Annotated in this window: 23 protein-coding genes; 12 read left to right on the top strand and 11 right to left on the bottom strand. The window is 62.2% G+C overall.

Annotated elements, in window-relative coordinates; all coding sequences use genetic code 11:
* Positions 1-43 precede the first annotated feature (43 nt).
* The 10 genes from OSW16_RS17800 (at position 44) to OSW16_RS17755 (ending at position 12,829) form a co-directional block, all read left to right on the top strand.
* Entirely contained in the window at positions 44-4,537 is a 4,494-nt protein-coding gene (locus tag OSW16_RS17800; RefSeq protein WP_267817284.1) for an NEL-type E3 ubiquitin ligase domain-containing protein, read from the top strand.
* 123 nt (positions 4,538-4,660) lie between these two features.
* A complete protein-coding gene (locus OSW16_RS17795; protein ID WP_267817282.1) occupies positions 4,661-6,307 on the top strand; it encodes an AMP-binding protein in 1,647 nt (548 codons plus the stop codon).
* A 13-nt stretch (positions 6,308-6,320) separates the two neighbouring features.
* Positions 6,321-7,088: an SDR family NAD(P)-dependent oxidoreductase gene (locus OSW16_RS17790; RefSeq protein ID WP_267817280.1), complete on the top strand. Its 768-nt coding sequence runs from the start codon at positions 6,321-6,323 to the stop codon at positions 7,086-7,088.
* Positions 7,089-7,099: 11 nt separating this feature from the next.
* Entirely contained in the window at positions 7,100-8,293 is a 1,194-nt protein-coding gene (locus OSW16_RS17785; RefSeq protein WP_267817278.1) for an acetyl-CoA C-acyltransferase, read from the top strand.
* Between the two features lie 8 nt (positions 8,294-8,301).
* Positions 8,302-9,429, top strand: a complete 1,128-nt coding sequence (locus tag OSW16_RS17780) for an acyl-CoA dehydrogenase (RefSeq protein ID WP_267817276.1) — start codon at positions 8,302-8,304, stop codon at positions 9,427-9,429.
* Between the two features lie 13 nt (positions 9,430-9,442).
* Positions 9,443-10,216 (top strand): enoyl-CoA hydratase, encoded by a 774-nt coding sequence (locus OSW16_RS17775; protein WP_267817274.1) that lies wholly within the window; start codon positions 9,443-9,445, stop codon positions 10,214-10,216.
* Between the two features lie 651 nt (positions 10,217-10,867).
* Positions 10,868-11,272, top strand: coding sequence for a TraR/DksA family transcriptional regulator (locus OSW16_RS17770; RefSeq protein WP_012315289.1), 405 nt, complete (start codon positions 10,868-10,870; stop codon positions 11,270-11,272).
* Between the two features lie 182 nt (positions 11,273-11,454).
* Positions 11,455-11,649: a hypothetical protein gene (locus OSW16_RS17765; RefSeq protein WP_267817269.1), complete on the top strand. Its 195-nt coding sequence runs from the start codon at positions 11,455-11,457 to the stop codon at positions 11,647-11,649.
* A gap of 500 nt (positions 11,650-12,149) precedes the next feature.
* A complete protein-coding gene (locus OSW16_RS17760; protein ID WP_241806995.1) occupies positions 12,150-12,620 on the top strand; it encodes a hypothetical protein in 471 nt (156 codons plus the stop codon).
* Positions 12,617-12,829, top strand: a complete 213-nt coding sequence (locus tag OSW16_RS17755; protein WP_267817267.1) for a hypothetical protein — start codon at positions 12,617-12,619, stop codon at positions 12,827-12,829. The genes OSW16_RS17760 and OSW16_RS17755 overlap by 4 nt, the downstream gene beginning before the upstream one ends.
* Positions 12,830-12,841: 12 nt before the next feature.
* On the opposite strand, the gene OSW16_RS17750 is transcribed toward OSW16_RS17755, so the two are convergent.
* The 7 genes from OSW16_RS17750 to OSW16_RS17720 all read right to left on the bottom strand — a co-directional run bounded on the left by OSW16_RS17750 (position 12,842) and on the right by OSW16_RS17720 (position 19,994).
* On the bottom strand, positions 12,842-13,207 hold the full coding sequence (locus OSW16_RS17750) for a Na+/H+ antiporter subunit G (protein WP_267817265.1): 366 nt from the start codon (positions 13,205-13,207) through the stop codon (positions 12,842-12,844).
* Entirely contained in the window at positions 13,204-13,482 is a 279-nt protein-coding gene (locus tag OSW16_RS17745; RefSeq protein ID WP_241806992.1) for a K+/H+ antiporter subunit F, read from the bottom strand. Before OSW16_RS17745 ends, OSW16_RS17750 begins: the two co-directional genes overlap by 4 nt.
* On the bottom strand, positions 13,479-13,967 hold the full coding sequence (locus OSW16_RS17740; protein WP_267817263.1) for a Na+/H+ antiporter subunit E: 489 nt from the start codon (positions 13,965-13,967) through the stop codon (positions 13,479-13,481). The genes OSW16_RS17745 and OSW16_RS17740 overlap by 4 nt, the downstream gene beginning before the upstream one ends.
* Positions 13,964-15,643 carry a monovalent cation/H+ antiporter subunit D gene (locus OSW16_RS17735; protein ID WP_267817261.1) on the bottom strand — a complete coding sequence of 560 codons (1,680 nt, stop codon included), beginning with the start codon at positions 15,641-15,643 and terminating at the stop codon, positions 13,964-13,966. Before OSW16_RS17735 ends, OSW16_RS17740 begins: the two co-directional genes overlap by 4 nt.
* On the bottom strand, positions 15,640-15,984 hold the full coding sequence (locus OSW16_RS17730; protein ID WP_043213881.1) for a Na+/H+ antiporter subunit C: 345 nt from the start codon (positions 15,982-15,984) through the stop codon (positions 15,640-15,642). Before OSW16_RS17730 ends, OSW16_RS17735 begins: the two co-directional genes overlap by 4 nt.
* A complete protein-coding gene (locus OSW16_RS17725; RefSeq protein WP_241806989.1) occupies positions 15,984-18,899 on the bottom strand; it encodes a monovalent cation/H+ antiporter subunit A in 2,916 nt (971 codons plus the stop codon). The genes OSW16_RS17730 and OSW16_RS17725 overlap by 1 nt, the downstream gene beginning before the upstream one ends.
* 150 nt (positions 18,900-19,049) lie before the next feature.
* Positions 19,050-19,994, bottom strand: a complete 945-nt coding sequence (locus tag OSW16_RS17720) for a DMT family transporter (RefSeq protein WP_267817251.1) — start codon at positions 19,992-19,994, stop codon at positions 19,050-19,052.
* An 83-nt stretch (positions 19,995-20,077) separates the two neighbouring features.
* Between OSW16_RS17720 and OSW16_RS17715 the strand changes: the two genes are divergently transcribed.
* The gene (locus OSW16_RS17715) at positions 20,078-20,641 is read left to right on the top strand and encodes a helix-turn-helix domain-containing protein (protein WP_267817249.1); all 564 of its coding nucleotides are present in this window, start codon (positions 20,078-20,080) and stop codon (positions 20,639-20,641) included.
* A 26-nt stretch (positions 20,642-20,667) separates the two neighbouring features.
* On the opposite strand, the gene OSW16_RS17710 is transcribed toward OSW16_RS17715, so the two are convergent.
* Both OSW16_RS17710 and OSW16_RS17705 read right to left on the bottom strand, forming a co-directional pair.
* Positions 20,668-21,438 carry an alpha/beta hydrolase family protein gene (locus OSW16_RS17710; RefSeq protein WP_267817247.1) on the bottom strand — a complete coding sequence of 257 codons (771 nt, stop codon included), beginning with the start codon at positions 21,436-21,438 and terminating at the stop codon, positions 20,668-20,670.
* Positions 21,422-22,540, bottom strand: coding sequence for a DUF3182 family protein (locus OSW16_RS17705; RefSeq protein ID WP_267817245.1), 1,119 nt, complete (start codon positions 22,538-22,540; stop codon positions 21,422-21,424). Before OSW16_RS17705 ends, OSW16_RS17710 begins: the two co-directional genes overlap by 17 nt.
* Before the next feature lie 214 nt (positions 22,541-22,754).
* Here OSW16_RS17705 and OSW16_RS17700 point away from each other — a divergent pair, with 214 nt between their 5' ends.
* Entirely contained in the window at positions 22,755-24,563 is a 1,809-nt protein-coding gene (locus OSW16_RS17700) for an aminopeptidase P family protein (RefSeq protein WP_267824027.1), read from the top strand.
* A 56-nt stretch (positions 24,564-24,619) separates the two neighbouring features.
* Here the strand turns inward: OSW16_RS17700 and OSW16_RS17695 are convergent, their stop codons facing one another.
* Entirely contained in the window at positions 24,620-24,901 is a 282-nt protein-coding gene (locus OSW16_RS17695) for a hypothetical protein (protein ID WP_241806983.1), read from the bottom strand.
* 188 nt (positions 24,902-25,089) lie between these two features.
* The gene (gene rhtA / locus OSW16_RS17690; RefSeq protein ID WP_267817241.1) at positions 25,090-25,977 is read right to left on the bottom strand and encodes a threonine/homoserine exporter RhtA; all 888 of its coding nucleotides are present in this window, start codon (positions 25,975-25,977) and stop codon (positions 25,090-25,092) included.
* Between the last annotated feature and the right edge of the window lie 36 nt (positions 25,978-26,013).

The following is a 26,013-nucleotide window of genomic DNA, read 5'->3' as shown; positions in this document are numbered from 1 at the left end:
GTTGGCGAGCATGCCAGCCCCATCTTTTGCTCCCGGCACACCCATGACTTCCATCGCCTTGAACCCTGTTACCCGCCATGAACAAGCAACCGATGCCTTCATCGCTGCCAGGCTACCCGACTGGCTCAAACGGGCCAGTCAGCCTCAGATCGCCGCCCTGCGCGCCAGCCTCAACGCCCACCACGCCAGCCAGGCCCGTCTTCGCGGGCTCACGTTGACCCTCGAGCCTCTGCAGCAGTTCGCCGAGAAACACCTGTCCGCAGTGCTGATCAAGCCGCTGCCCGCAGGCATGACCCTGGCAGGGCTGGAGTGGCTGCAGGTATCGCCGCGCATCGGCACACTGCCCGGAACATTCCAGCAGACTTACCGTTACTCGGCGGCTCGGCAGAATGGATTGCTCAGGCTCATGAGTAACTTCGGCCCTGACGAATCGTTTTTTCAGGGTACCGGGCTCGTCCCCCCTGGGCGGGACACTCTGTTGACCGGCACGCCCGAGCAACTGGTTGAGACGTGCCGTGCGCTGGATGTCGGCCAGCTCTACCAGACCGAGCTGCAGCGTATTTTCAGTGCCACCACCCAAGACATTCTTGCCCAGGACAAGCGTTCGGGCCTGGCACTGGCTGCGCAGGTCGCAACCCTCAAGGGTGATATCGACGAGCAGGTGCAGCAAGCCTTGCGCAAGATGGTTGAGGGGGGTGGTGCCCATCCCGACTCGGGTCTGCACGGTTACCCCGGCTTGCTGGAGATGTTGGGCCAACGCGTGGCTGACGGGCTGTTCATTCGCTTGCGCGACGGTGTGGGCAATGATCGGGGTGTGGTCGTCTACCTGCCCAGTGATCCGGTGCAGGCCCTTCGCCGCTTCGACTCCACCGAGGCGATGAACACTGCGATGGTTGCAGCCTTGCAAGAGAAGGCCTACCGGGACTATTTCCTTCAGCTCATCAGCTTGCGGCATCGGGCAAGCGTCGCAGGTGTGCTCAGCGGACGCCTCAGGGATGCAAGGCCCGATCTGGCCCTCAAGGGCGCTACTGCGCCTGGCGACCTGTTCGCCGCGCTGGCCGCGCAACAGCTGCAGCGAGTCAAGGACGATGCCAGGCTGTTACTGGTACCCACAGCAGACGCTGATACGGCTGCCGCCCGCGCTCGCCATGCGGCCTGGCATGCTGCCGGCCTTGACTTGTTCAACCTGGCTGGGCTGTTCATCCCTGTCGTCGGCGCGCTGCTGCTGGGCCAACTGGTGGCGCAGACGCTTGGCGAAGTCTTCGAGGGCGTCGAGGACTGGGTCCGGGGGCATCAGCACGAGGCTCTGGAACACATGCTGGGGGTCGCCGAGACAGTGGCTGCCACAGGGGTGACCGCCGCCGCCGTGAGTTTTCTGCGCAGCAGCTTTGTCGATGGCTTGCAGCCTGTGAACGTGGGGGGACGGCGTGGCCTGTTGTGTTCCGATGACATCACCGCCTACGCGTCCAATCCCGGCACCATCGCCCTGCGTGACGATGGCCTCTATGGCGATGGCAACAGGCGCTGGATGCGCAGGGGCCAGCGTTACTATGAAGTACAGCGCAGTGAGCCTGAAGCCCCATACCGCTTGCGTCATCCTGGCGTGGACAAGGCGTACGGGCCAACGGTACTGCACAACGGCGAGCGCGGCTGGCGACTGCTGCGCGACCAGCCGCAACGCTGGAGCGACGTGCGCTGGATGCTCGACACCCTGTGGCCGCAGCATCCGGTCATTGATGCACAGCAGGCGGCGCAAGTGCTGCGGGTTGCCGGTATGGATGCCGAGGAGTTGCGGGGCGTGCTGGTCGAAAACCGGCCGGCGCCTGTAAACCTGCGTGAGACGTTGCGGCGCTTCGAGGCCCATGCACGTATCGAGTCGTTCTTCACGCGCCTGGCCAGCTACTCGCTGGCCACACAGGACAATGCATTGCTGGAGTGGTGCCAGGCCCGTTCCGCCAGTACCGACATCGATGTCCTGTTGCGTCAGCGCGCTGCGCTGCAGGGGCCTCTTCTCGAACAACTGAGCACGCCACCGGCTGTCGACGACGCCCTGCTGCCCTTGATAAAACGTGACTTCGCCGGTTTACCGCAAGCCTATGCGCAGGCACTGGCCACCCAGGCCAGCGAGGGTGAACGCTTCGTGGCGACGTCAGCTGGGCACGTGACGCTGGGGCTGGCGAACAAAGCCCGCTCCCTGCTGCGCTTGGCCAGGTTGAATCGTACGCTCGAGGGGCTTTACCTGCCCGCCAGCTATTGCAACGACACTGGCCAACTGGCGCTCACCCTGCTTCAGGGCGAGATGGAAAACAACGCAGGCGTGAGTTGCGAGGCGCTGAGCATCGAGTTGCGCGATACCGGCCCGCACGGGCGGCTGCTAAAGGCCGTTGGCACCGCTGTTGACCCTTTCGTGCGCAGGATCGTGGTGCGTAAAGACGGGCAGTTCCACCTTTACGATGGCTTGGGGCGCGGGTTGCCGTTCGGCCCTGGCAACCCGGCGAGCCTGTATGAAATGCTTGCCGCGGTGTTGGCGCCTGAGCATCGCGCGGCCTTGGGTATGGCCCAGGCCGACGCCGGTCCACAGCTACGCCAGCGACTGCTGGCCAGGCTTCCTGCCACGCACCGCGAGGTGGCTGAGCTCTTGCAATGGCCGGCTCAGGCTCAGTGGTTCAACCCAGGACGACGCTTGCCGGACGGGCGTGTTGGCTATCCGCTCAGTGGCCGTGCCGAGGGCGACAGCCGTTCGTTCCCTGCGCGCATTCGCGAGCGTTTGCGTCAGCTTTATCCCGGGCTGGATGAGGCGCAACTGGACCAGGAGCAGGCGCTTCTTGCAAGCGGGCAGCGGCCGGCCTATGAACGCCTCGTCGAGCTTGAGGATGACCATGATCAGTTGATTCGCCACCTCAACCGATGGAGCAGTGCTCAATTGGACGCACGGCGACGGGTACTCCGGCGGCGAGTGGCCGACGCCATTCTGCGGGCTTGGCGTTTGCAGGGGGACTGGATTTACGACGATGCGGGTACAGCAACAGGCCAGAACTTGTCCCTGAGCGGCATGTTGCTCAACAGTTTGCCGGACCTACCGGGTGTCATCGATTTCCACCGTGTAACCCGCCTGAGTCTGCAAAACTCGGCGGTCGATCTGGTGCCAGTGGACTTCTTGCGCCCATTTACTGCGCTGACCGAGCTTGACATGAGTTTCAACCGGTTGCGCAACATCCCGCTCGGGATCGCTTACCTGCCGCAACTACAGCGCTTGCGCCTGGCGCATAACCAGATCCGCTTCAACGCGCAGACCGTCGGTGTGCTGCAGGCAATGACTGCCTTGTCCCATCTTGACCTGAGCTACAACCGGCTGGAGCACCTTTATCTGGACTTCAACCATTTCTCGGCAATGACTCATCTGAACCTGCGCCACTGCCGGCTGGGAGCCTGGCCCAGCCGGCTCGAGCTGTGCGGCCAGTTGGTGCACTGCGACCTGAGCGACAACCAGTTGCGCGAACCACCGCAGGCGTTGCTGGCAATGCCTCATGCCTGGCGCCGGGGGCTGGTCGTCGACCGGAACCCGCTAAGGCGGGCGCAATTGCAACGGCTGTACGTGCTGGACCCCATCGAGGAACACGGACATTTGCCAGAATCGATGGCAAGGGTCGACTTGCCCCGTGCCCGAGCCTTGTGGCTGGGGCATGTCGCCGAAACCGATCAAGCAGCGCGCGGGTTGCTGTGGGACGGCCTGGTGGCCGAACCGGGCAGCGCGAGCTTCTTCCGTATTCTGGCGTGGCTGGAGCATACGGCTGATTATGCCCCGGCCATTGCTGATGGCGGCCGGGATGCGCTTGCGCGGGATGTATGGGCCGCGTTGCAGGCGGTCGAGAGCAACCCGGCGTTGCGCATACGCGTTTTTGAAGTGGCCAGCCAACCGGTTTCGTGCACGGACATGGTCCGTGACATTTTCAGTGATATTCATGTGAGGGTCTTGCTGGCCCAGGCTGAAACCGATGCGCGAGACCCGACGCAGCGGGGACGATTGATGGCATTCGGCCGGCAACTATTTCGGCTTGACCTGGTATGGCAGCAGGCCAGCCGGGCGATCATGCGCCTGGGCGCCGAGGGTGAACACGTGGGGCGTTCAGCCGTGTCGTTGGCATACCGGGTGCGTTTGCGCGAGCGCCTTGATTTGCCGGGCCAACCACGAGCGATGCGCTACCCGGACTCCGCCGGGGTGAGCGATGAGCAAGTCAATGACGTGCTTGCCGCTGTGCTCGCCAGTGAAACGATCGAGGCGCTGAGCCAAAGCCTGTTGAGCCGACTGTTCTGGCAAACCTGCCTTCGTGAACAGCACCGGCCGCTGTTCGAAGCGCTCAATGCCGACTATCTGCAGCGCAGGGCAAACTTGCGCGTTGTCCGGCCACCCATCCCGGCCGATCAGCTGCGTTCGCAGCTCGCTGATCTGGACGACCAAGAACAGCGCGATGCAGAGCGGCTGCTGGCAGGTTTGACCGAGTCTTACTTGCATGGGCTGGGCCGTGGAGACGGCTGACGGCCAAGGCGGCCAAACCAGTCATCCAGATTGACAGCTTTGGCCATTGCCGCCTTGCTTGAGCGGCGCGAACATCGTCGGACCGATGGTTAACACCAAAAACAAGAAACCAGGAGTCCGACGATGCGCGATTACATCGAGGCTGCTCGTGCGTTCGACCAAGGCCAGGCTGCTGCCGCGGCGCTGCATGGCGACCTCCAAGCCCTCAATGCCTGTGTCGAATGCTGTGACCGCCATGCCGGTGCCGGCAAGCTGGCGCTGATTCACGAAGACCGCGATGGCAACACGGCGCGGTTCAGTTTCGACCAGCTCAAGGCGCAGTCTGCGCGTTTTGCCAATGTGCTCAGAACCCACGGCGTGGGCCCCGGTGATCGGGTGGCTGGGCTGATGCCACGTACTCCCGAGCTTCTTGTCACCATCCTCGCCACCTGGCGCCTTGGCGCTGTGTACCAGCCTCTGTTCACTGCGTTTGGCCCCAAGGCTATCGAGCACCGCCTTGAGCAGTCGCATGCCCGCGTAGTCGTTACCGACAGCCTCAACCGTGGCAAGCTGGACGAGGTGCAGGCCTGCCCGACCATCATCACGGTCAATGCCCGCGCCGGCGAGCTGGACTACCAGCAGTGCCTGGCGGGCGCCCCGAGCGACTGCGAACCGGTAATGCGCACAGGTAACGATCCGTTCTTGCTGATGTTCACCTCAGGCACCACCGGCCCGGCGAAACCGCTGGAGGTGCCGCTGCGTGCCATTGTCGCGTTTCAGGGCTACATGCGCGACGCCATCGACCTGCGCAGCGAAGACAACTTCTGGAACCTGGCCGACCCGGGTTGGGCCTATGGCCTGTATTACGCAGTTACCGGCCCGTTGTCACTGGGCCACGCCACCACGTTCTACGATGGCCCGTTCAGCGTCGAAAGCTGCGCGCGGGTGATCGACAAGCTCGGTATCACCAACCTGGCAGGCTCGCCCACTGCGTACCGCATGCTGATTGCGGCCGGCAGTGCTTTCTCGGCGCCCGTCAAGGGCCGCCTGCGCGCAGTCAGCAGTGCCGGTGAGCCGCTCAACCCCGAGGTGATCCGCTGGTTCGCCAATGAGCTGGGCGTGACCATCCACGACCATTACGGCCAGACCGAACTGGGTATGGTGCTGTGCAACCACCACGGCCTTTCACACCCCGTGCACCTGGGGTCTGCCGGCTTCGCCGTCCCCGGCCATCGCATTGTGGTGCTGGACGAGCAGGGCGCAGAACTGCCGGTCGGCCAGCCGGGCATCCTTGCCGTCGACCGCGAGCAATCGCCACTTTGCTGGTTCGCTGGCTACCACGGGCTGCCGACCAAAGCGTTCATCGGCAAGTACTACCTCAGTGGTGACACCGTCGAGCTCAACGCGGATGGCAGCATCAGCTTCGTTGGCCGCAGCGATGATGTGATTACCACCTCCGGCTATCGCGTCGGGCCGTTCGACGTCGAGAGCGCGTTGATCGAGCACCCTGCGGTGGTCGAGGCCGCCGTCATCGGCAAGCCGGACCCGGAACGGACCGAGCTGATCAAGGCTTTCGTGGTGCTGGCCCAGGGCGTCGTCGGGTGTGCCGAACTGGAAGAAGCGCTGCGTCAGCATGTGCGCCAGCGCCTGTATGCCCATGCCTACCCCCGCGAAATCGAATTCGTCAGCGAGCTGCCCAAGACCCCGAGCGGCAAGCTGCAACGCTTCATCCTGCGCAACCAGGAAGTCGCCAAACAACACGCGCAACAGGCCACCCCTGCCAGCGCCTGAAAGGAAACCGATCATGCAGATAGCCAATAAACACTTCATTGTCAGCGGTGCCGCCTCCGGGCTGGGTGGTGCCACTGCGCAGATGCTGGTCGAGGCTGGCGCCAAGGTCATGCTGGTCGACCTCAACGCTCAGGCCGTCGAGGCCAAGGCCCGTGAACTGGGTGACAACGCCCGCTTCGCCGTGGCCGACATCAGCGACGAGCAGGCTGCCCAGGCGGCCGTCGACGCAGCCGTCAGCGCCTTTGGCAGCTTGCATGGCCTGGTCAATTGCGCCGGCATCGTCGGCGCCGAGAAGGTGCTGGGCAAACAGGGCCCGCATGGCCTTGCCAGCTTCGCCAAGGTCATCAACGTCAACCTGATCGGCAGCTTCAATTTGCTGCGCCTGGCCGCTGCAGCCATGGCCGAAGGGGCCGCCGATGAGGCGGGCGAGCGTGGGGTGATCATCAACACCGCCTCCATCGCTGCCTACGACGGCCAGATCGGTCAGGCTGCCTACGCTGCCTCCAAGGGCGCCATTGCCAGCCTCACCTTGCCGGCCGCTCGCGAACTGGCACGCTTTGGCATCCGTGTGATGACCATCGCTCCGGGCATCTTCGAAACGCCGATGATGGCTGGCATGACCGAAGAGGTACGTGCTTCGCTGGCTGCCGGTGTGCCGTTCCCACCACGCCTGGGCCGCCCGCAGGAATACGCGGCGCTGGCCCGTCACATCATCGAGAACAGCATGCTCAACGGCGAGGTGATCCGCCTCGACGGTGCACTGCGCATGGCTGCCAAGTAAGGAGCGTGAACATGACCCTCGCCAATGATCCGATCGTTATCGTCAGCGCCGTGCGCACGCCCATGGGCGGCCTGCAGGGCGATCTGAAAAGCCTGACCGCGCCACAGCTGGGCAGCGCGGCCATTCGTGGTGCCGTGGAGCGTGCCGGCATCGATGCCGCCAGTGTCGAGCAAGTGCTGTTTGGCTGCGTGCTACCGGCCGGCCTGGGCCAGGCGCCAGCGCGCCAGGCCGCACTGGGTGCCGGGCTGGACAAGCACACCACCTGCACCACCCTGAACAAAATGTGCGGCTCGGGCATGCAGGCCGCGATCATGGCCCATGACCTGCTGTTGGCCGGGACCGCGGACGTGGTGGTGGCGGGCGGCATGGAGAGCATGAGCAACGCCCCGTATCTGCTGGACAAAGCCCGTGGCGGCTACCGCATGGGCCACGGCAGGATCATCGACCACATGTTCATGGACGGCCTGGAAGACGCCTATGACAAGGGCCGCCTGATGGGCACCTTCGCCGAAGACTGCGCCCAGGCCACAGGCTTGAGCCGCGAAGCCCAGGACCAGTTCGCCATTGCCTCGCTGACCCGTGCCCAGGACGCGATCCGCAGCGGCCGCTTTACCGCCGAGATCGTGCCGGTGGAAGTCACCGAGGGCAAGGACAAGCGCGTCATCAAGGACGACGAGCAGCCGCCCAAGGCGCGCCTGGACAAGATCCCGCAGCTCAAGCCTGCCTTCCGTGAAGGGGGGACGGTGACCGCCGCCAACGCCAGTTCGATCTCCGACGGTGCTGCGGCGCTGGTCCTGATGCGCCGCTCCGAAGCCGACAAGCGCGGCCTCAAAGCCCTGGCAGTCATCCACGGCCACGCGGCCTTCGCAGACACCCCGGCGCTATTCCCGACTGCGCCGATCGGGGCCATCGACAGGTTGATGAAACGCACCGGCTGGAACCTGGCCGATGTCGATCTGTTCGAGATCAACGAGGCCTTCGCCGTGGTCACGCTGGCGGCCATGAAGCACCTTGACCTGCCGCACGACAAGGTCAACATCCACGGCGGCGCCTGCGCCCTTGGCCACCCGATCGGGGCTTCCGGCGCACGCATCCTGGTGACCTTGCTGTCGGCCCTTCGCCAGAACAACCTGCGCCGCGGCGTGGCGGCCATCTGCATTGGCGGCGGCGAGGCCACGGCCATGGCCGTCGAATGCCTGTACTGAGGTGAACCATGCTGGTAACTGACGAGCAACAACAGATCGCCGATGCAGTACGCGCTTTTGCTCAGGAACGGCTGAAACCCTTTGCCGGGCAGTGGGACCAGGAACACCGCTTCCCCAAGGAGGCCATCAAGGAGATGGCCGAGCTGGGCCTGTTCGGCATGCTGGTCCCGGAACAATGGGGTGGCAGTGACACCGGTTACGTGGCCTACGCCATGGCCTTGGAAGAAATCGCCGCGGGTGATGGTGCCTGCTCGACCATCATGAGCGTGCACAACTCGGTAGGGTGTGTACCGATCCTGCGTTTTGGCAGCGAGCAGCAAAAGGCGCAGTTTCTCACCCCCCTGGCAACTGGCGCGATGCTGGGTGCCTTTGCCCTCACCGAGCCTCAGGCTGGCTCCGATGCGAGCAGCCTGAAGGCCCGTGCGCGCCTGGAGGGTGACCATTATGTGCTCAATGGCAGCAAGCAGTTCATCACCTCCGGGCAGAACGCCGGGGTGGTCATCGTGTTTGCCGTGACTGACCCAGAGGCCGGCAAGCGCGGGATCAGCGCCTTCATCGTGCCCACCGATTCACCGGGCTATCAGGTAGCGCGGGTCGAGGACAAGCTCGGCCAGCACGCCTCCGACACCTGCCAGATCGTCTTCGACAACGTGCATGTGCCGGTGGCCAACCGCCTGGGCGCAGAGGGCGAGGGCTACAAGATCGCTCTGGCCAACCTTGAAGGCGGGCGCATCGGTATTGCCTCGCAGGCCGTGGGCATGGCCCGTGCAGCGTTCGAAGTGGCGCGTGACTACGCCAAGGAGCGGCAAAGCTTCGGCAAGGCGCTGATCGAGCACCAGGCCGTGGCCTTCCGCCTGGCCGACATGGCGACGAAAATTGCCGTGGCCCGGCAGATGGTGCTGCACGCCGCCGCGCTGCGTGATGCCGGGCGCCCGGCGTTGGTGGAAGCGTCGATGGCCAAGCTGTTTGCCTCGGAAATGGCCGAAAAGGTCTGTTCGGATGCCTTGCAGACCCTGGGCGGTTATGGCTATCTGAGTGACTTCCCGCTGGAGCGGATCTACCGCGACGTGCGGGTTTGCCAGATCTACGAAGGCACCAGCGACATTCAGCGCATGGTCATTGCGCGCAATCTTTGAAGGAGCAGTCTGCATGGCATTCGAAACCATCCTGTTGGATATTCACGGTAAGGTCGGCCTGATTACCCTTAACCGGCCCCAGGCGCTCAATGCGCTCAACGCGCAGATCGTCAGTGAGATCAACCAGGCCCTGGACCAGCTCGAGCGTGACCCGAATATCGGCTGCGTGGTGCTGACGGGGTCGGCCAAAGCCTTTGCCGCCGGCGCCGATATCAAGGAAATGGCCGAGCTCAAATACCCGCAGATCTACGTCGATGACCTGTTCAGCGATGCCGACCGCATTGCCAACCGCCGCAAGCCGATTATCGCTGCGGTGTCGGGTTTTGCGTTGGGCGGTGGTTGTGAGCTGGCGATGATGTGCGACTTCATCCTGGCTGGCGACAATGCAAAGTTCGGGCAGCCGGAAATCAACCTGGGCGTACTGCCGGGCATGGGCGGTACCCAGCGCCTGACCCGTGCCGTGGGCAAGGCCAAGGCCATGGAGCTGTGTCTGACGGGGCGCCTGATGGGGGCTGAGGAGGCGGAGCGGGCAGGCCTGGTTGCGCGCGTGGTGCCACAGGCCGAACTGGTGCAGGAGGCATTGAAGGTGGCTGCAACCATTGCTGGCAAGTCGATCCCGGTGAGCATGATGGTCAAGGAAAGCGTCAACCGGGCCTTTGAAGTCACGCTGAGCGAAGGTGTGCGTTTCGAGCGCCGTGTGTTTCATGCCGCATTTGCCACTGAAGACCAGAAGGAAGGGATGGCGGCGTTCATTGCCAAGCGTGAGGCTCAGTTCAAGGACTGCTGAGCTGCACCAGCAGGGGCAGCGAAACTGCCCCTGCCTATGATCAGGCCTGATGGTTGAAGAAGTACCGCTTTGCCGCAGCCAGGTCGATCGGGCTGCGATGCACTTCGGTCTCATGCCCGCCTGCGTTCTCTGCTCCACCGCCTGCGTTGTCAGCGTTGCCGACAGGTCTTCGATTGCCTTGATGTTCAGTGCCGCATCGGCATCGTGAACGCACTCGTCCGTCTGGTTGGCACGGGTCAAGCGCAGTTCGATGGCTGCGCGGTGGTGGTCAAGGCCTTCGCGGTGCAGCAGCAGTATCTTTTCGATCTCCATTGGCAGATAAGTGTTGGCCTTGGTGCCTTGCATCAGGGCCAGGCTGCTTCTTGCTGTCTAGGGGCGGGGGCCATGAAACCGCCCGGGTTGGTTATCTGCCTTGGCTTTAAAGATGTACTGCCAGTGACATCGTCCGGGGGCAACTTGATGCCGTCAGGCGTAAACCATGTCATTTCGGTCAATTACCCCGTGATTGGTGTTGCCCCTCGCGACGTGGGGCCTTAGACTGCCGCCCCCTGCAAAAGAGTGCCGATTGGCGCTTGAAGAATTCTGTTGCCAATGCCGAGGCGTTGGCGACACCCGAATCGCCCAAATGCACATTTTTTCATAGAGAAATCGATGACCAAGGAACAGTTGCTGGCCATGTCGGCCGATGACTACATGAACGCTGATCAGCTGGCCTTCTTCACTGGCCTGCTGCAGGCGATGAAAGTAGAAACCCATGAACGCATCGAGCTGAGCCGTGCCACCATCGAAAGCCTGGATACCCCGTCGGATCCTGCCGACGTGGCCTCGGTCGAAGAAGAGCGTCACTGGTTGGTAAATGCCATCGAACGTGATCAGCGTTTGCTGCCGCAGCTGGAAATGGCCTTGGGCCGTATCGCTGACGAAAGCTTCGGCTGGTGCGATGACAGTGGTGAACCGATCGGCCTGCAGCGTCTGCTGATCAGCCCGACCACCAAGTACTGCATCGAAGCCCAGGAGCGCCACGAGCAGCTCGATCGCCACCAGCGCCAGATCTGACCGAGCGTTGTGTGCCAGGCCCCACGGAGCAATCCTTGGGGCTTTTTGCGTTTGCTGGCGGGTACGGGCTGATTCGTTGCTGCTGACGCAATAGTGCTATACCAATGTTGGCTTTTTTCGGCCGGGTGTCGGGCGTACCATGGCTGTATCGTTAGGTAGCTAAGTAAATTCCGGAGGGAATGATGAATAGCCGAGTCGATGTAGCCGTGATGATTGGCTCAGGTGTGCCCGCTGCCTTGCAGGTATTGGGCCGCCGAGTCTGCTGGGTGGTTCTGGTGGACGGTGAACGTCGGGGCCCTGCGTTTGCGACACGTGATGAGGCGCGGGTGTGTCAGGTGGCCTGGCTGGAACAGCTCGAGAAGGGCCGAGCCGCCTGACTGTGGTTCAGTTTTCGAGGCTACGGGCCAGCTCGCAGGCATCATGGTGGCGACGTCGAAACCCCTTTACTCTACCGGTAGCGCTTTCGGTGACGTGGAAGAACTCGATGCCGGCAGGTATCACGACGTAACGCGGTGTGAGGCGAGAATAAATGCGCTTTGCCTCTCGACGTGTTTCTGTGTTTTCGTGCATATTTCCTTCCCAGTAATGCGCTGATGGATTGCAGAGCCCGTTCTGCCGAAGGGCCTGGCGTTATCTATCGCATCTTTTCTGACGGAATAGTTGTAAGACATTACGCTTCCCGGTTGGGGAATGTGCCTAAACCCGTCCTTTGGGCGAAGTCTGGCAAGCAGGAGTAAAGATTCCTCCATGCTCTATAGCCAGAAGGCACAGACGTTATGCACATCGCTTCATTACTCTTTTCGCCTATCGAAATGAAAGGGCCGTGCCTCACCGATGGTGAGTGGGGGCGGATGTTACCGATTTGAGGATTACTTCATTGGCAGTCAGTACTCTGGATACCCACGCTCTGTTCGCCCTTGGCGATTTGCGCGGTAAGTTGGCCAAGCTGTTTCAGGGCCGTTTCGTTTATGTCACCGAGCAAAGTCCCGAAGGCCTCTATATGGCCGAAATCGACACCGAGAGTGCGTTGGTAGTCGATGACAAGCAGCGTTTGGAATTGAAGGTGGGGGATCACTTTCGTGCTGCCGTATTGCCCAGTCGTGAAGGCGGCAAGTTGGAAATGCGCTTTCGCGAGATCAAACTGAACGTCTATGGTGTCGGGGACTATGCCTTTGTCTCGGTGCCGCAAGGTGAAGGTATCGTGTTTCGTGAAGGCCAAGGCGTAATGCTGGTGTTCGCGGCTCAACAGCAAGTCCAGGAGGGCTTGGGCAAGCTGCTCAAGGCCGTGACCGGTAAGGTCGCCAAATGGCGCAAGGGTGAATTGACCACGTTCAAGGCGAGTGAATGAACGAGGCGCAAGAGGCGGATGGCGGCCGTGCCGCGTTCCATCGACAACATCAGGCCATGGCCTTGGCACAGGCAGAACGTTTGCTGGCGCGACGCGATGAGATGAAGGGGGCCTGGTTGACCTGGGTGGCGGCCCAGCTCTATCAATTAGGCCCACCTCCCTACGTCGCGATGGTGCGGCGAGAGTTGCAGCGGATCAGCCAGCAATGAGCCTGCCGCACCTCAATTGCCACCCTCCTGGCTGTTACTGACTTCTTCGGGTACCGCTTCCCCGGCCATGCGTTTGCGAAACAGCGCCGCCCTGGCCAGTAGCAGGGTAGTGACCGGTACGGTGATCGACAGTAGAACAGGGATCAACCAGGCGTGCAGTACCGGGCCTTGCTTGAGCCATGAAAAGTAGATGATCGAAGCCAAGGCAACGCACCAGGCTCCGATGGTCGAGGCCAGGGCTGGCGGGTGCATGCGCTGGAAATAATCCTTGAGGCGCAGCAGGCCAATGGCCCCGATCAGCGCGAACAGGCTGCCGAGCAGCAGCAGGGCGGCGGTAACGAGCTCGAGCCAGAGCGGTAATTCAAGAACCTCGGTCATTCTATTACCTCGCCACGCAGCAGGAACTTGGCCAAGGCAAACGAGCCGACAAAGCCGAACAGTGCAATCAATAGCGCACCCTCAAAGTAGGTATCGCTGGCATAGCGGATCCCCAGTACCAGCATCATGAGCATGCCCAGGATGTACAGGTAGTCCAGTGCCAGTACCCGGTCCTGGGCGGAGGGGCCGCGAAACAGCCGGATCAGCGTCAGGCCCATGGCCAGGGCAAAGATGAACAAGCTGGCGAGCACTGCGTAGGCTAGCAGGCCTGTCATTGGAAAATCTCCATCAGCGGTCGTTCGTAGGCGTGTTTGAAGTGCTCGATGAAGGCGTTTTCATCCTTGAGGTCGAACACGTGCAGCAGCAGGACGCTACGGTCCAGTGCCAGCTCTGACCAGACGGTACCGGGCACTACGGTGGTGATCATCGACAGTGCTGCCAGGCCGTGGGCATCGCGCAGGTCCAGTGGGATATGGACAAAGGCTGAGCGAGGCGGGTGTTGCCCGGCGCGCAAAACGCTGAAGGCGACTTGCAGGTTGGACTGGATGACGTCGATGCCCACGCGGCCCAGCAGCTTTACGACCATCAGCGGCCTGCGCACGCGGGCGTGCTGGGGGCGCAGTGGCGCCATCAGCAGCGGCGCCAGAATGCCAAGCGCGGCGGCGAGCAGCAGGTTGCCCGGGCTTAGCGAGAGGTTCAGCAGCAGCCACAGTACGAACAGCGCGACAGACAGCAGCGGTGCGGGGAAAAGTCGGCTCATGGCTGCACCTGTGCGTCGAGCGTGGTCGGGCCGGGTATCGGCTGCGCGGCCATCACGGCCTTGATGTAGGTGTCAGGGGCCTGCAGGCTGGCAGCCGTGTCCTGGGTGTATCGTAGCAGGGGCTCGGCCCGGAAACTGAGCATGATGCACAGGCCCAGCAAAATCACGATCGGCAGGCATTCATAGCGCCGCAGTACTGGAGAGGGGCGCTCTTCAGGCTTCCAGAAGCGCTGGATGCCCACGCGGCCGAAAGCGATCAGCGAGGCCATGCCAGACAGGACGAGCAGAACTACCAGCGCCCAGCCGGCTGCGGACAGCGGGCGTTCGTTCGGCACCCCCAACCCCAGTGGGTTGAACAGCGCACTGATCAAGTTGAGTTTGCCGACGAAGCCAGACAGCGGTGGCATGCCGATGATCAGCAAGGCGCAGGCAATGAAGCTCAGGCCCAGGAACGCCATGGTCCAGGGAATGATCTGGCCGATCACGGCCTTCTGCTCATCGTCGAGGTTGATCCCTTTGGGCGGGTGCAGTGATTCCAGTGGCGAGGGCATGCTGCCTTCTTCGTCTTCCAGCGGGGGCTCGTTGGCCGAGCGAGAGCGTTCCACCAGTTCGGCGAGCAGGAACAGGGCACCCAGTGCCAACGTTGAGTTGACCAGATAGAACAGGGCCGCACCCGTCAGGGCCGGCTGGGCGAAGCCGATCGCGCCCAGCAGGGTGCCTGCCGAAACCAGTATGCTCAGTGCCGCCATGCGCTCCAGTCGCTGTGCGGCAAGGATCGATACGGCTGCGATGGCAAGGGTGACCAAGCCCCCGTAGATCAGCCATTGCCCACCGAAATGCGCCGATGCACCGGCCTGGCCCGAGAACAACAGGGACCAGAGCCGCAATACAGCGTACAAGCCGACCTTGGTCATGATGGCGAACAATGCGGCGACGGGTGCGCTGGCCGAGGCATACGCCGATACCAGCCAGAAATTCAGCGGCCAGATGCCGGCCTTCGCCAGGAAGGCTACGGCCAGGATTGCCGCGCCCGCGTGCAGCAAACCACGGTCGGCCTCGGGCACCAACGGTACTTTCAGCGCGAGGTCGGCCATGTTCAGGGTGCCGGTCACACCGTAAAGCATCGCGGCGCCAATCAGAAACAGCGAAGAGGCGAACAGGTTAATGGCGATGTAATGCAGGCCGGCGCGCACCCGCGCTCGTCCCGAACCGTGCAGCAGCAGGCCATAAGAGGCCGCGAGCAGCACTTCGAAAAAGACGAAAAGGTTGAACAGGTCGGCGGTCAGGAAGGCGCCATACAGGCCCATCAACTGGATCTGGAACAGTGCGTGGAAGCTGGCGCCGGCGCTGTCCCAGCGGGCGCGAGCGAACAGCAGGGCGCTGATACCGATGACCCCGGTCAACGTCAGCATCAGCGCCGAAAGGTGGTCAACCACCAGCACGATGCCAAAAGGCGCGGGCCAGTTGCCCGGCAGATACACGCCAATCGATTCCGCCTGGCCCTGGACGCGCACCCACAACAGCAAGCTGACGGCGATGATCAGCCCGCTGAAGGTCGACAGCAGGTTGAGGCGGGCCTTGAGCAGGCGGTGCTTGTCGCCCAGTATCAGCATCACTGCGGCGGTCAGCAGCGGCAGCAGAATGGGGGCGATGATCAGTCGGCTCATCTCGCTCATTCTTCACGCTCCCGGCCATCCACATGGTCGGTGCCGGTCAGGCCGCGAGAGGCCAGCAGCACCACCAGGAACAAGGCGGTCATGGCAAAGCTGATGACGATGGCCGTCAGAACCAGTGCCTGGGGCAGCGGGTCGGTGTAGTGCAGCAGGTCCTGGGTCACGCCTTCCTTGATGATCGGCTCCTTGCCGATGAACAGGCTGCCCATGCTGAAGATGAACAGGTTGACGCCGTACGATAGCAGGCACAGGCCCATGATCACCTGGTAGGTCCGAGGGCGCAGGATGAGCCACACGCCCGATGCGGCCAGTACGCCGATGGCGACTGCAATGACTTCTTCCATCAGGCGGCTCCTGCTTGGCTGGGTTTCGACGGATTACCCGGGCGGTAGGCTCGCACCGACTGGTGGGCCAGGGCAGTGAGGATCAGCAGGGTCGAACCGACCACCACGGTGTACACGCCGACGTCGAAGAACAGCGCGCTGGCCACGTGCACATCGCCGAGCACTGGCAGGTGCAGGTGGGCGGTATGGGTGGTCAGGAACGGGTAGCCCAGCAGCATGGCGCCGCCCCCGGTCAGGGTCGCACAGAGTAACCCGGTGCCCATCCAGCGCAGTGGGCGCAGGCTCATCTGGGCCTCGACCCATTGGGTGCCTGCGACCATGTACTGGAGGATGAATGCCACCGACATCACCAGCCCCGCGACAAAGCCGCCGCCAGGCTGGTTGTGGCCGCGCATAAACAGGTACATCGAGATCAGCAGGGCGATCGGCAGCAGCAGCCGTACCAGCACTGCAGGCACCATCATGAAGCCCAAAGCTGTGTCGGTGGCATGGCGCGGGTTGATCAGGTCGGTGACCACGTCAGGTGCAAGCTGGCGCTGCTGAGCGGGCAACTGCATGCTCTCCTTGGGTGGGCGGAAGCGGCGCAGCAGGGCGAATACGGTCAGGGCGACGGCCACCAGCACGGTGATCTCGCCCAGTGTGTCGAAGCCGCGGAAGTCAACCAGCATCACGTTGACCACATTGGTACCGCCACCTTGTGGCAATGCCCGGCTCAGATAGAACGAAGAAATGTCGTTCGGCGTAGGTCGTGTCAGCATGGCGTAGGACAGCAGCGCCATGCCACCGCCGACCAGGATCGCCAGCAGCAGGTCGCGCAGGCGCCGCATGCGGGCGCGGTCGAGGCTCCCGGGCAGCGGCGAGACACCTTCGATACGCCGCGGCAACCAGCGCAGGCCAAGCAGGATCAGGACCGTGGTGACCACCTCGACGACCAGTTGGGTCAGTGCCAGGTCAGGTGCGGAGAACCAGACGAAGGTGATGCAGGTCATGAGGCCGCAGACGCCGACCATGATCAAGGCCGCCAAGCGGTGATACTTGGCTTGGTAGGCCGCGCCGATGGCGCAGGCGATAGCGATCACCCAGAGGGCGACGAACACACCTGACCCCGGGATTTTCGGGCGGTCGCCCCAGCTCAGGCCGCTGTACAGCATGGGTGTGAGCCCCGCGAGGAAGGCGGCGAGCACCAGCATGAACAGTTGCGCTTGCAGGCGGCGAGTGGTCAGCAGCCCCTCGATGCGCCTGGCCAGTAACATCAGGTGCACCTGGCCGTGCTCGAACAGGCGCTTGCCATTGAACCGCTCGATCAGGGGGGGATACGGGAAGCGCCCTCGGCGCAACTGCTTGCGCAACAGCAGGTAGAGCACGATACCGCCGCTCATGGCCACCAGGCTCATGATCAGCGGGGCATTCCAGCCGTGCCAGATAGCCAGGCTGTACTCGGGCAGCGTACCACCCACCACTGGAAGGGCTGCAGCGGCCAGCAAGGGGCCAACCGACTGGGCAGGGAAAATGCCCACCACCAGGCAGGTGAGAACCAGCAGTTCGACGGGTGCGCGCATCCAGCGAGGCGGTTCGTGAGGTGTGTGAGGCAGGTCTTGGGCGGCAGGGCCAAAGAATACGTCGACGGTGAAGCGCAAGGCGTAGGCCACGCTGAAGGTGCCGGCCAGGGTAGCTATCACTGGCAGCGTGGCTTCGACCCAGGCCGTGGAGCTGATGAACACGGTTTCGGCGAAGAACATTTCCTTGGACAGGAAGCCGTTCATCAATGGCACGCCGGCCATCGAGGCGCTGGCCACCATCGCCAGGGTCGCGGTGTACGGCACCAGCCGGATCAGCCCGCTGAGGCGGCGGATGTCGCGGGTGCCGCTTTCGTGGTCGATGATCCCGGCGGCCATGAACAGCGAAGCCTTGAACGTGGCATGGTTGAGTATGTGAAACACCGCGGCCACTGCCGCGAGCGGGCTGTTCAAGCCCAACAGCAGCGTGATCAGGCCCAGGTGGCTGATGGTCGAATAAGCCAGCAGACCCTTGAGATCATTCTGAAACATCGCTGCGAAAGCACCCAGCAGCAAGGTTATGGCCCCCGCGCCGCCGACGATCCAGAACCACTCTTCGGTGCCCGAAAGCACCGGCCACAGCCGTGCCAGCAAGAACACCCCGGCTTTCACCATGGTCGCCGAGTGCAGATAAGCTGAAACCGGGGTGGGTGCGGCCATGGCATGAGGTAGCCAGAACTGGAAGGGGAACTGCGCGCTCTTGCTCAATGCGCCGACCAGGATCAGCGGCAGCAGCACTGGATACAGCGCGTGCTGGCGAATGGTCTCACCAGCAGCCAGCACTTTGTCCAGGTCATAGCTGCCCACCACATGGCCGAGCAACAAGGCGCCGACCAACAGGCACAGGCCGCCGGCACCGGTCACCATCAACGCCATATAGGCGCCGCGTCGGGCGTCGGCGCGGTGGTGCCAGTAGCCGATCAGCAGGAACGAGAACAGGCTGGTCAGCTCCCAGAAAAACACCAGCTGGATCAGGTTGCCTGAGATTACCAGGCCGAGCATGGCGCCCATGAACGCCAGAAAGAAGGCAAAGAAGCGTGGTACCGGGTCCTGTGGCGACATGTAGTAGCGCGCATACAGCGACACCAGGGTGCCTATGCCCAGCACCAGCAGCGAGAACAGCCAGGCGAAGCCGTCCATGCGCAGGACCAGGTTCAGGCCCAGGCTTGGCAACCAGAGGAACTCTTCGCGGATTACACCGCCGTGGGCAACCTGGGGGTATAGCAGTGCTACCTGAACGGTACCGACCAGGGCCACGAGCCCAGCCAGGATGGACTCGGCGTTACGTGCGTTGTGCGGCAGCACAGCTGCCAGGCAACTGCCCACGAACGGCAGAAGCAGTAGCACTATCAAGGACATAGCGTTCTATTCTGGAAAGGTTTGTCAAGGATCATACGTGCCGAGCGGTTGATCACCAACACGCAAGCTGTCGCAGAATCATACAAACAAGGTGTGACAGGCGGTTTTTTTATAACAGTTTCTTACAGAGCATAGCTGCTGTTCGCTGTTTTACAGGCCGCCTTCGCGTTCGCCCTCCAGCTCGAGCGCTTCGCTGGCCGGGCGATGGCGTCGAACTTTGAGTTCGCTCACCACCACGGCGATGACGATCAGCAGCCCGCCGAGCAAGGCCACCCCGGGCAGACGCTCGCCGGCGAGGCGGCCGACGATCCCGGCCCACACCGGCTCGCCGGCGTAGATCAGGGTGGCGCGGGTAGGCGATACTGATTTTTGCGCCCAGTTCATCGCCACCTGGATCACGGCACTCATGGCGCCCAGGCCCAGTGCGCTGAGCAGCAACAGCCAGGAAAAGTCGGGGATGGGCTCCTGCGTCGGTACGATCATCAGGAACGAGAGCAGCGAGGCGGTGGCCAGTTGCACAACGGTGACGCGGCGCACATCGACCTGTCCGGCATACCGGCTGATCAGAATGATCTCAGCGGCGATGGCCACGGCACTCACCAATGTCACCACTTCACCCTCGCTGAAATGCAGGGACCCGCCTTCGGGGCCAGCGAGCAGCATCAGGCCGAGGAACGCCAGGCAGATACCCAGGCTTGGCATGAGCCCTGGACGGCGGCCAAGCACCAGCCATTGCAACAGCGGTACGAAGGGAACATACAGTGCAGTAATAAAGGCCGACTGGCTGCTGCTGATGGTTTGCAGGCCCATGGTTTGCAAACCATAACCCAGCATGATGGTCGCGCCGATCAGCACGCCAGCCTTCATTTCGGTGAATGTCAGCCCAGGCAGCGCGCGTACCGAGACGAGCCCCACGAACAAGGCCGCTGCAGCGAACCTCAGGCCGACGAAGAACATAGGGCCACTCACGGTCATGACGTTGTGCACCAGCAAGAAGGTGCCGCCCCACAGCATGGTGATGAACACCAGTACCACCTCGGCTTTGCTCAGGCGCAAGGAGACGGTGGTTTGCTGGCGGTTCATCGGTTGGCTCATGGTCTTGCTTACTCTGAAGGGGCAGCGCACAATCGCCGCAAAGTGGGCAGTATACTGCGCAACCGGTGAAAGTGAGCAATATAGTGCACAAAGATTCCGCGCACCGTGCTTCGGTGCTGCAGCATGTGAGCCTCAACGTTCGTGGCCTGCGCAATGCAGTGGGGATGAGCCAGAGTGCCTTGGCCGAGCGCTCAGGGGTCAGCCGGCGCATGCTGGTGGCGATCGAGGCCGGTGACAAGAACGTCAGCCTGACGACGCTCGACCTGATAGCCGAAGCGTTGGGGGTCGCCTTCAGCCGGCTGATCCAGGCGCCCGACCAGCGCGATACCAGCCGCATCGACGAGCTGGCCTGGGCCGGTGAGCATCCCCAGAGCAAAGCGGTGCTCCTGGCCAGCAGCGCCGCGCGGCGAGAGGTGGAGATCTGGGAGTGGACGCTGGCGCCGGGTGAGTGCTACACCAGTGAAGCCGATGCCGAGGGCTGGAGCGAACAGATCTATGTGGCCGAAGGGCAACTGACCCTGATCATTGAGCAGACCGAACACTGCCTGCACGTGGGCCAGTTTCACGTGTTCCCCAGTAACTGCCTGTACGCCTACCGCAACGATGGTGACGTGCCGACGCGTTTCGTACGCAATGTGGTGATTTGAACGGTCAGTTTTTCACAAGGCCATCTTCAGGCATACCAGGGGGCGTAGTGGGGATAGCGGTCCAGGCGTGCACCCGTCACCATCTCGCTGACCCACGAAGCGAGGATCGAACTGTAGGCTTTTTGGCTTTCTTCACTCGATAGTGCGTGGTCGGCACCATCGACTATGCGGTGGGTCAGTGAATGGGCGCTGATGAAGGCCGAGCGATAGCTCATCAGCGTGGTGTGCGGCACATAGTCATCCTGTTCAGACTCCACCAGCAGCACGTCACCCGCGAACTGCGCGCAAGCGGCCAGTGCACGATTGTCACTGGGGCCGAGCAGGCGTTGGCGGTAGGCATTCAGGCGTTGACGGTCCAGCGTTTGTTTGGGCGTGTCCCATTCCTCGTCCCAGTACAATGCGGGTACGCGTAGGGCCAGCCATTTCACTGACCGTTGCAGTGTCAGCAGGGTGGCCAGATAACCACCGTAGCTGCTGCCAATGACGGCTATGGCGCTGCTGTCTACGGCGGGATGGCTGACCAGGCGATCGTAAGCTGCCAGCAGGTCTTTGAGATTCTGTTCGCGGGTTACGGTGAGGCGCTGGCTTTCGGTTTTTTCGTGACCGCGCAGGTCAAAGGTCATGCAGACACATCCCAAGCCGGTGATGTGCCGGGCCCGGGCAAGGTCGCGTTGCTGGCTGCCGCCCCAACCATGTACGAAAAGGATGCCGGGCATCTTGCTGCCGGGGCTGACCAGAGTGCCGGTAATGCTTTCATCCTCGACCTGCAGCTCGATGGTTTCACTCAGAATGGCCATGCTCGCGAATCCGCGCGTATTTGCAGAATTGTCCGAGTTCACTGTCGTTTCCTTGATAGAAGAGGGTGGCGTCAGTGGGAAGGTTGGGCGTGCCGAATATTTCGTGGGTGGAGGCATGCACCCGTTGCAGTGCCGGGTCATCGGCAAAGGCCTGTAGGGCCAGTAGCTCTGCGCTGCTGGCGCCGCCCAGACGCCACGATTGTTCGAGCACGCCACTGCGCACATGGCCCTCATGGTTTTTGCCGCGGGCGATGTCGTAGTTGCGCCGGGAGGCGATGAAGCCAGGGAAGTGCTGCTCGGCCGCATGCTCATAGGTCAGGGCCTGGTTGACGGCAAGGCGCAGGTGGTCCTCCAGCGGTAGTTGCAACAAGGCATGATAGTCGCCGCGCACCACCACCAGATCGGAACCTCCGTAAACCTCGGTGCCTTGGTGGTCCAGGGTCAGTTGCTGGGTGCCGAAGTAGCTGCAGGTCAGGCCGGCGACACGCACTTGGCCGACGCTGAAAGTTTCGACTTCACTGAGGTCTTCCTCCAGCACCAGCCCCCACAACGCCAGGTCCTGATCGTCAATGTTGGCCAGCAAGGGCTCCAGTTCATCCAGTTCAACGATCACCTGTTGGCCGCGCCCCGCGCAAGCCAGCACGGGTTTGAGCCGTACTGCGCGATCCCGCAGCAGTAGCTGTGCGGCTCGCCGGGCATCGGCCTTGCTGAATACGGTGTAACCACACAGCAGCGCATCGCTGGCCTGGCGGGCGAAGTCGTCAGTCCAGCCTACGGGGAAGGTGGCATTGGCAGGCAAAGGATGGGAGATCGCCTTGGTTGCCATATAAGGGTGGCTGACCAAGCCACCGAACAGGTCATGTTCAGTGCGGATGCCCAGGTGGGCATAGCGTTGCGGATCGATGAGGGTTTCTGTGGGGAGGTAATAATAGTGGTCGGCCGCGTTGGGGGGCTTGTCAGGGGTCACTCGCGTGCATCCCAGAAGCTCGGCCAGGCCCTCAGCCAGCTTCAGGTGCACTGTGTGTTCGTGCTCTGGAGTGTGCTCGCGAGTATCGAGGAGGACGACCCCCGCTTTTGATTCGCAGGTGCTGGGCATGGGCATCAGCCTGTCTGCAATGGATGTACTGCTTGTGAAGCCCGTGGCTTGGGGAAGTTCAGGTGGAAGCGATCGGTGGTTCGTGGAGGCTCTTACTGCTTTTATTCTTGCGCGCGCAGGGATGGCCTGCAGGCCGGGAGTCGGTCGTCGAGATTGCAGGGTGAGGTTGGCTGTTCCATTATCGTGCCTCTGGATCAATCGAGATACCGCAGGAGTGCGAATGAACGTTCAAACCACCCATGAGCAGAGTGTGCCCGAGCGCCTGATGCGCGTGCGCGAGGTAATGGCCAGGGATGGGATTGATGCCCTGCTGGTGCCCTCTGCCGACCCGCACCTTTCTGAGTATCTACCGGGCTACTGGCAGGGGCGGCGGTGGCTGTCGGGCTTCGATGGCTCGGTGGGTACGTTGGTTGTCACTGCGGATTTCGCCGGCGTGTGGGCCGATAGCCGTTACTGGGAACAAGCCCTCAAGGAGTTGGCAGGTAGCGGCATCGAACTCATGAAGCTGCTGCCGGGTAAGCCGGGTGCATTGGAGTGGCTGGGCGACAATGTCCGGGCCGAAGGCGCAGTGGCCGTGGACGGGGCGGTCATGGCCCTGGCGTCTGCGCGCCAGCTCGAGGAACGTCTCAAGAGCAGGGACATTCGCTTGCTAACCCATCAGGATTTGCTGGCCGAAGTTTGGGAAGGGCGCCCTGCGCTGCCAGGTAACCCGGTGTATCAGCACTTGCCGCCTCACGCCACTGTCAGTCGGTCGCAAAAACTTGCCCAGTTGCGCCGCACCATGGAAGAGAAGGGCGCAGACTGGCACTTCATCGCGACCCTGGATGACATCGCCTGGTTGTTCAATTTGCGTGGTAGTGATGTCTCCTACAACCCGGTATTCGTTTCCTTCGCATTGATCAGCCAACAGCAGGCCACTTTGTTCGTCGGTGCTGGAAAGGTTGATGAGCATTTGCGCCAAGTACTGGAAGCCGATGGTATCGAGGTGCGTGATTATTCGCAGGTTGGCGAGGCGCTGTCAGCGATACCTGCCGGCTGCCGGCTTTTGGTCGACCCTGCGCGCGTGACGTGTGGCCTGCTCAAGAACCTGGGCCCGCAGGTGTCGCTGATTGAGGGGTTGAACCCGACGACGTTGAGCAAATCACGCAAGGGTGAAGAGGAGCTGGTGCACATCCGCCGCGTCATGGAGCAGGATGGCGCAGCTTTGTGCGAGTTCTTCGCTTGGTTTGAAGCGAGTCAGGGAAAGGAGGCCATCACCGAACTGACCATCGATGAGAAATTGAGTGCTGCACGTGCACGGCGCCCCGATTTTGTCTCGCTGAGCTTCTCTACCATTGCTGCCTTCAACGCCAATGGTGCAATGCCCCATTACCGTGCCACGGAGCAATCTCACGCAGTTATTGAAGGTAACGGTTTGCTGCTGATCGACTCGGGAGGACAGTATCTGGGGGGTACCACCGACATCACGCGGATGGTGCCGGTCGGCACGCCAAGCATTGAGCAGAAACAGGATTGCACCCGGGTGCTCAAGGGCATGATCGCTCTGTCGCGCGCCACGTTCCCGCGCGGTATTCTGTCGCCACTGCTCGATGCTATCGCAAGGGCACCGATTTGGGCGGATCAGGTCGACTATGGCCATGGCACTGGCCACGGTGTCGGCTATTTCATGAATGTGCATGAAGGGCCGCAGGTCATTGCGTATCAGGCTGCAACCACACCGCAGACCGCCATGCAGGAGGGGATGATCAGCTCCATCGAGCCTGGGACCTATCGCCCTGGGGCTTGGGGTGTGCGCATCGAGAACCTGGTGGTCAACCGTGCATCGGGCAAAAGCGCGTTCGGGGATTTTCTCACTTTCGAGACCCTGACGTTATGCCCTATCGATACGCGTTGCCTGCTCACCGAGTCCCTCACCCAGGATGAACTCGCTTGGCTCAACGGCTACCACGCGACGGTCCGCGAGCGCCTTGCTCCCCTGCTGTCAGGCGATGGGTTGGCCTGGCTTGAGGCGCGAACAGCAGCTTTGTAAGCAGCCGATTTGGGCAGTGAATAGAAGAAGGGCAGCTCACGAGCTGCCCTTTCTGTTCACTTGCAGATAACGATCATACTGCGGCTGGTATAACCGGCGGGGTTGATGCCGAAGAGGTAATCACCCGGCTCCTCGTCGGTGTCTCCAGAGCGGGCGATGACCTTGTAACCGCGTGTGCTGCAAGCCGTGGCGGCCTTGCTATAGCACTTGTCCCAGGACGAGGAGAGGCCGGAGCAGTTTATGTGCAGGCCCTTCTTCCCTCTTTTGACCTCGGTCTTGGCCGTCGCGGCACATCCGGCAATGGCCAAGACGGCCAGGATGAGCAAAATACGTTTCATTCCTGTCCTTAAATGCAGGGCTGATCAGTTGTCTGACCCTGTCGTTATCGCTTCGGTTCTTCCTGAATAGTCTTTGGCATCCGTGTACATGCAAGTAGATAGCGTAGAGATTATGGTTCTGTGACAGCTTAATCAGCAGGGCTGCTCGCTACAATGGTCAATTCCGGGCCAATGAAAATATTTCTCAACTAATCCGCCGCTACCGGGGGCTTGGCGTCGCGGCGCATGGACAGCGTGGCGCCCACTGACGCGGCAATGATGGCGAGAATGGCCAGCCACTGGGTCAAGCTCAGCAGCTCACCGAGGAACAATAAGCCGGAAAGGGCGCCAATGGCGGGTTCTATGCTCATCAGCGTGCCGAAAGTGCGTGCCGGCATGCGGGTCAGGGCGACCATTTCCAGGCTATAGGGGAGGGCAGTCGAGAGTACTGCGACGCCTAGGGCCAGCGGGATGAGGGCAGGTGTCAACAGTGCGGTGCCTGCATGAGCGATGCCGATCGGGGCAACGAATATCGCTGCGACCACGACACCCAGTGCTGCGCTCTGAATCCCATGTTCTGCTCCGGCGCGTTGGCCAAACAGAATGTACAGGGCCCAGCACACGCCGGCACCCAGTGCATAGACGGCGCCCGTGAGGTCGAGGGGCTGGCCGCCATGGCCGACCGGGATCAGCAGCAGCAGGCCGCTGACTGCCAGCGCAATCCACAGGAAATCAACGGCCCGCCGCGATGCGAAAAGCGCTACGGCCAATGGGCCGGTGAACTCGAGGGCTACAGCGATGCCCAGTGGTGTTGTCTGCAGTGCCATATAGAAGAGGAAATTCATCCCGCCCAAGGCCATGCCATAGATGATCACATTACGGAGTGTCTGTATGGTCATCCGTACGCGCCAGGGGCGCAGAATCAGCAGCATGATGATGCTGGCGAATATCAGGCGCAGTGTTGTGGTGCCTTGTGCGCCAATGATGGGGAACATGCTTTTGGCCAGAGACGCACCGGACTGAATCGATGCCATGGCGATAAGCAGCAGGCCTATAGGAAAAAGCGTAGTGGCCAGGCTGCGGGGCTGGGTGTTCATTTGTGCTCGGCAATCCTTCGGATGAGGGCTAGGTGT

The organism is Pseudomonas putida (assembly GCF_026625125.1).
Lineage (GTDB): Bacteria > Pseudomonadota > Gammaproteobacteria > Pseudomonadales > Pseudomonadaceae > Aquipseudomonas > Aquipseudomonas putida_X.
The sequence above is the reverse complement of the archived record's forward strand: the minus strand, read 5'-3'. Positions and strand labels throughout refer to the sequence as shown.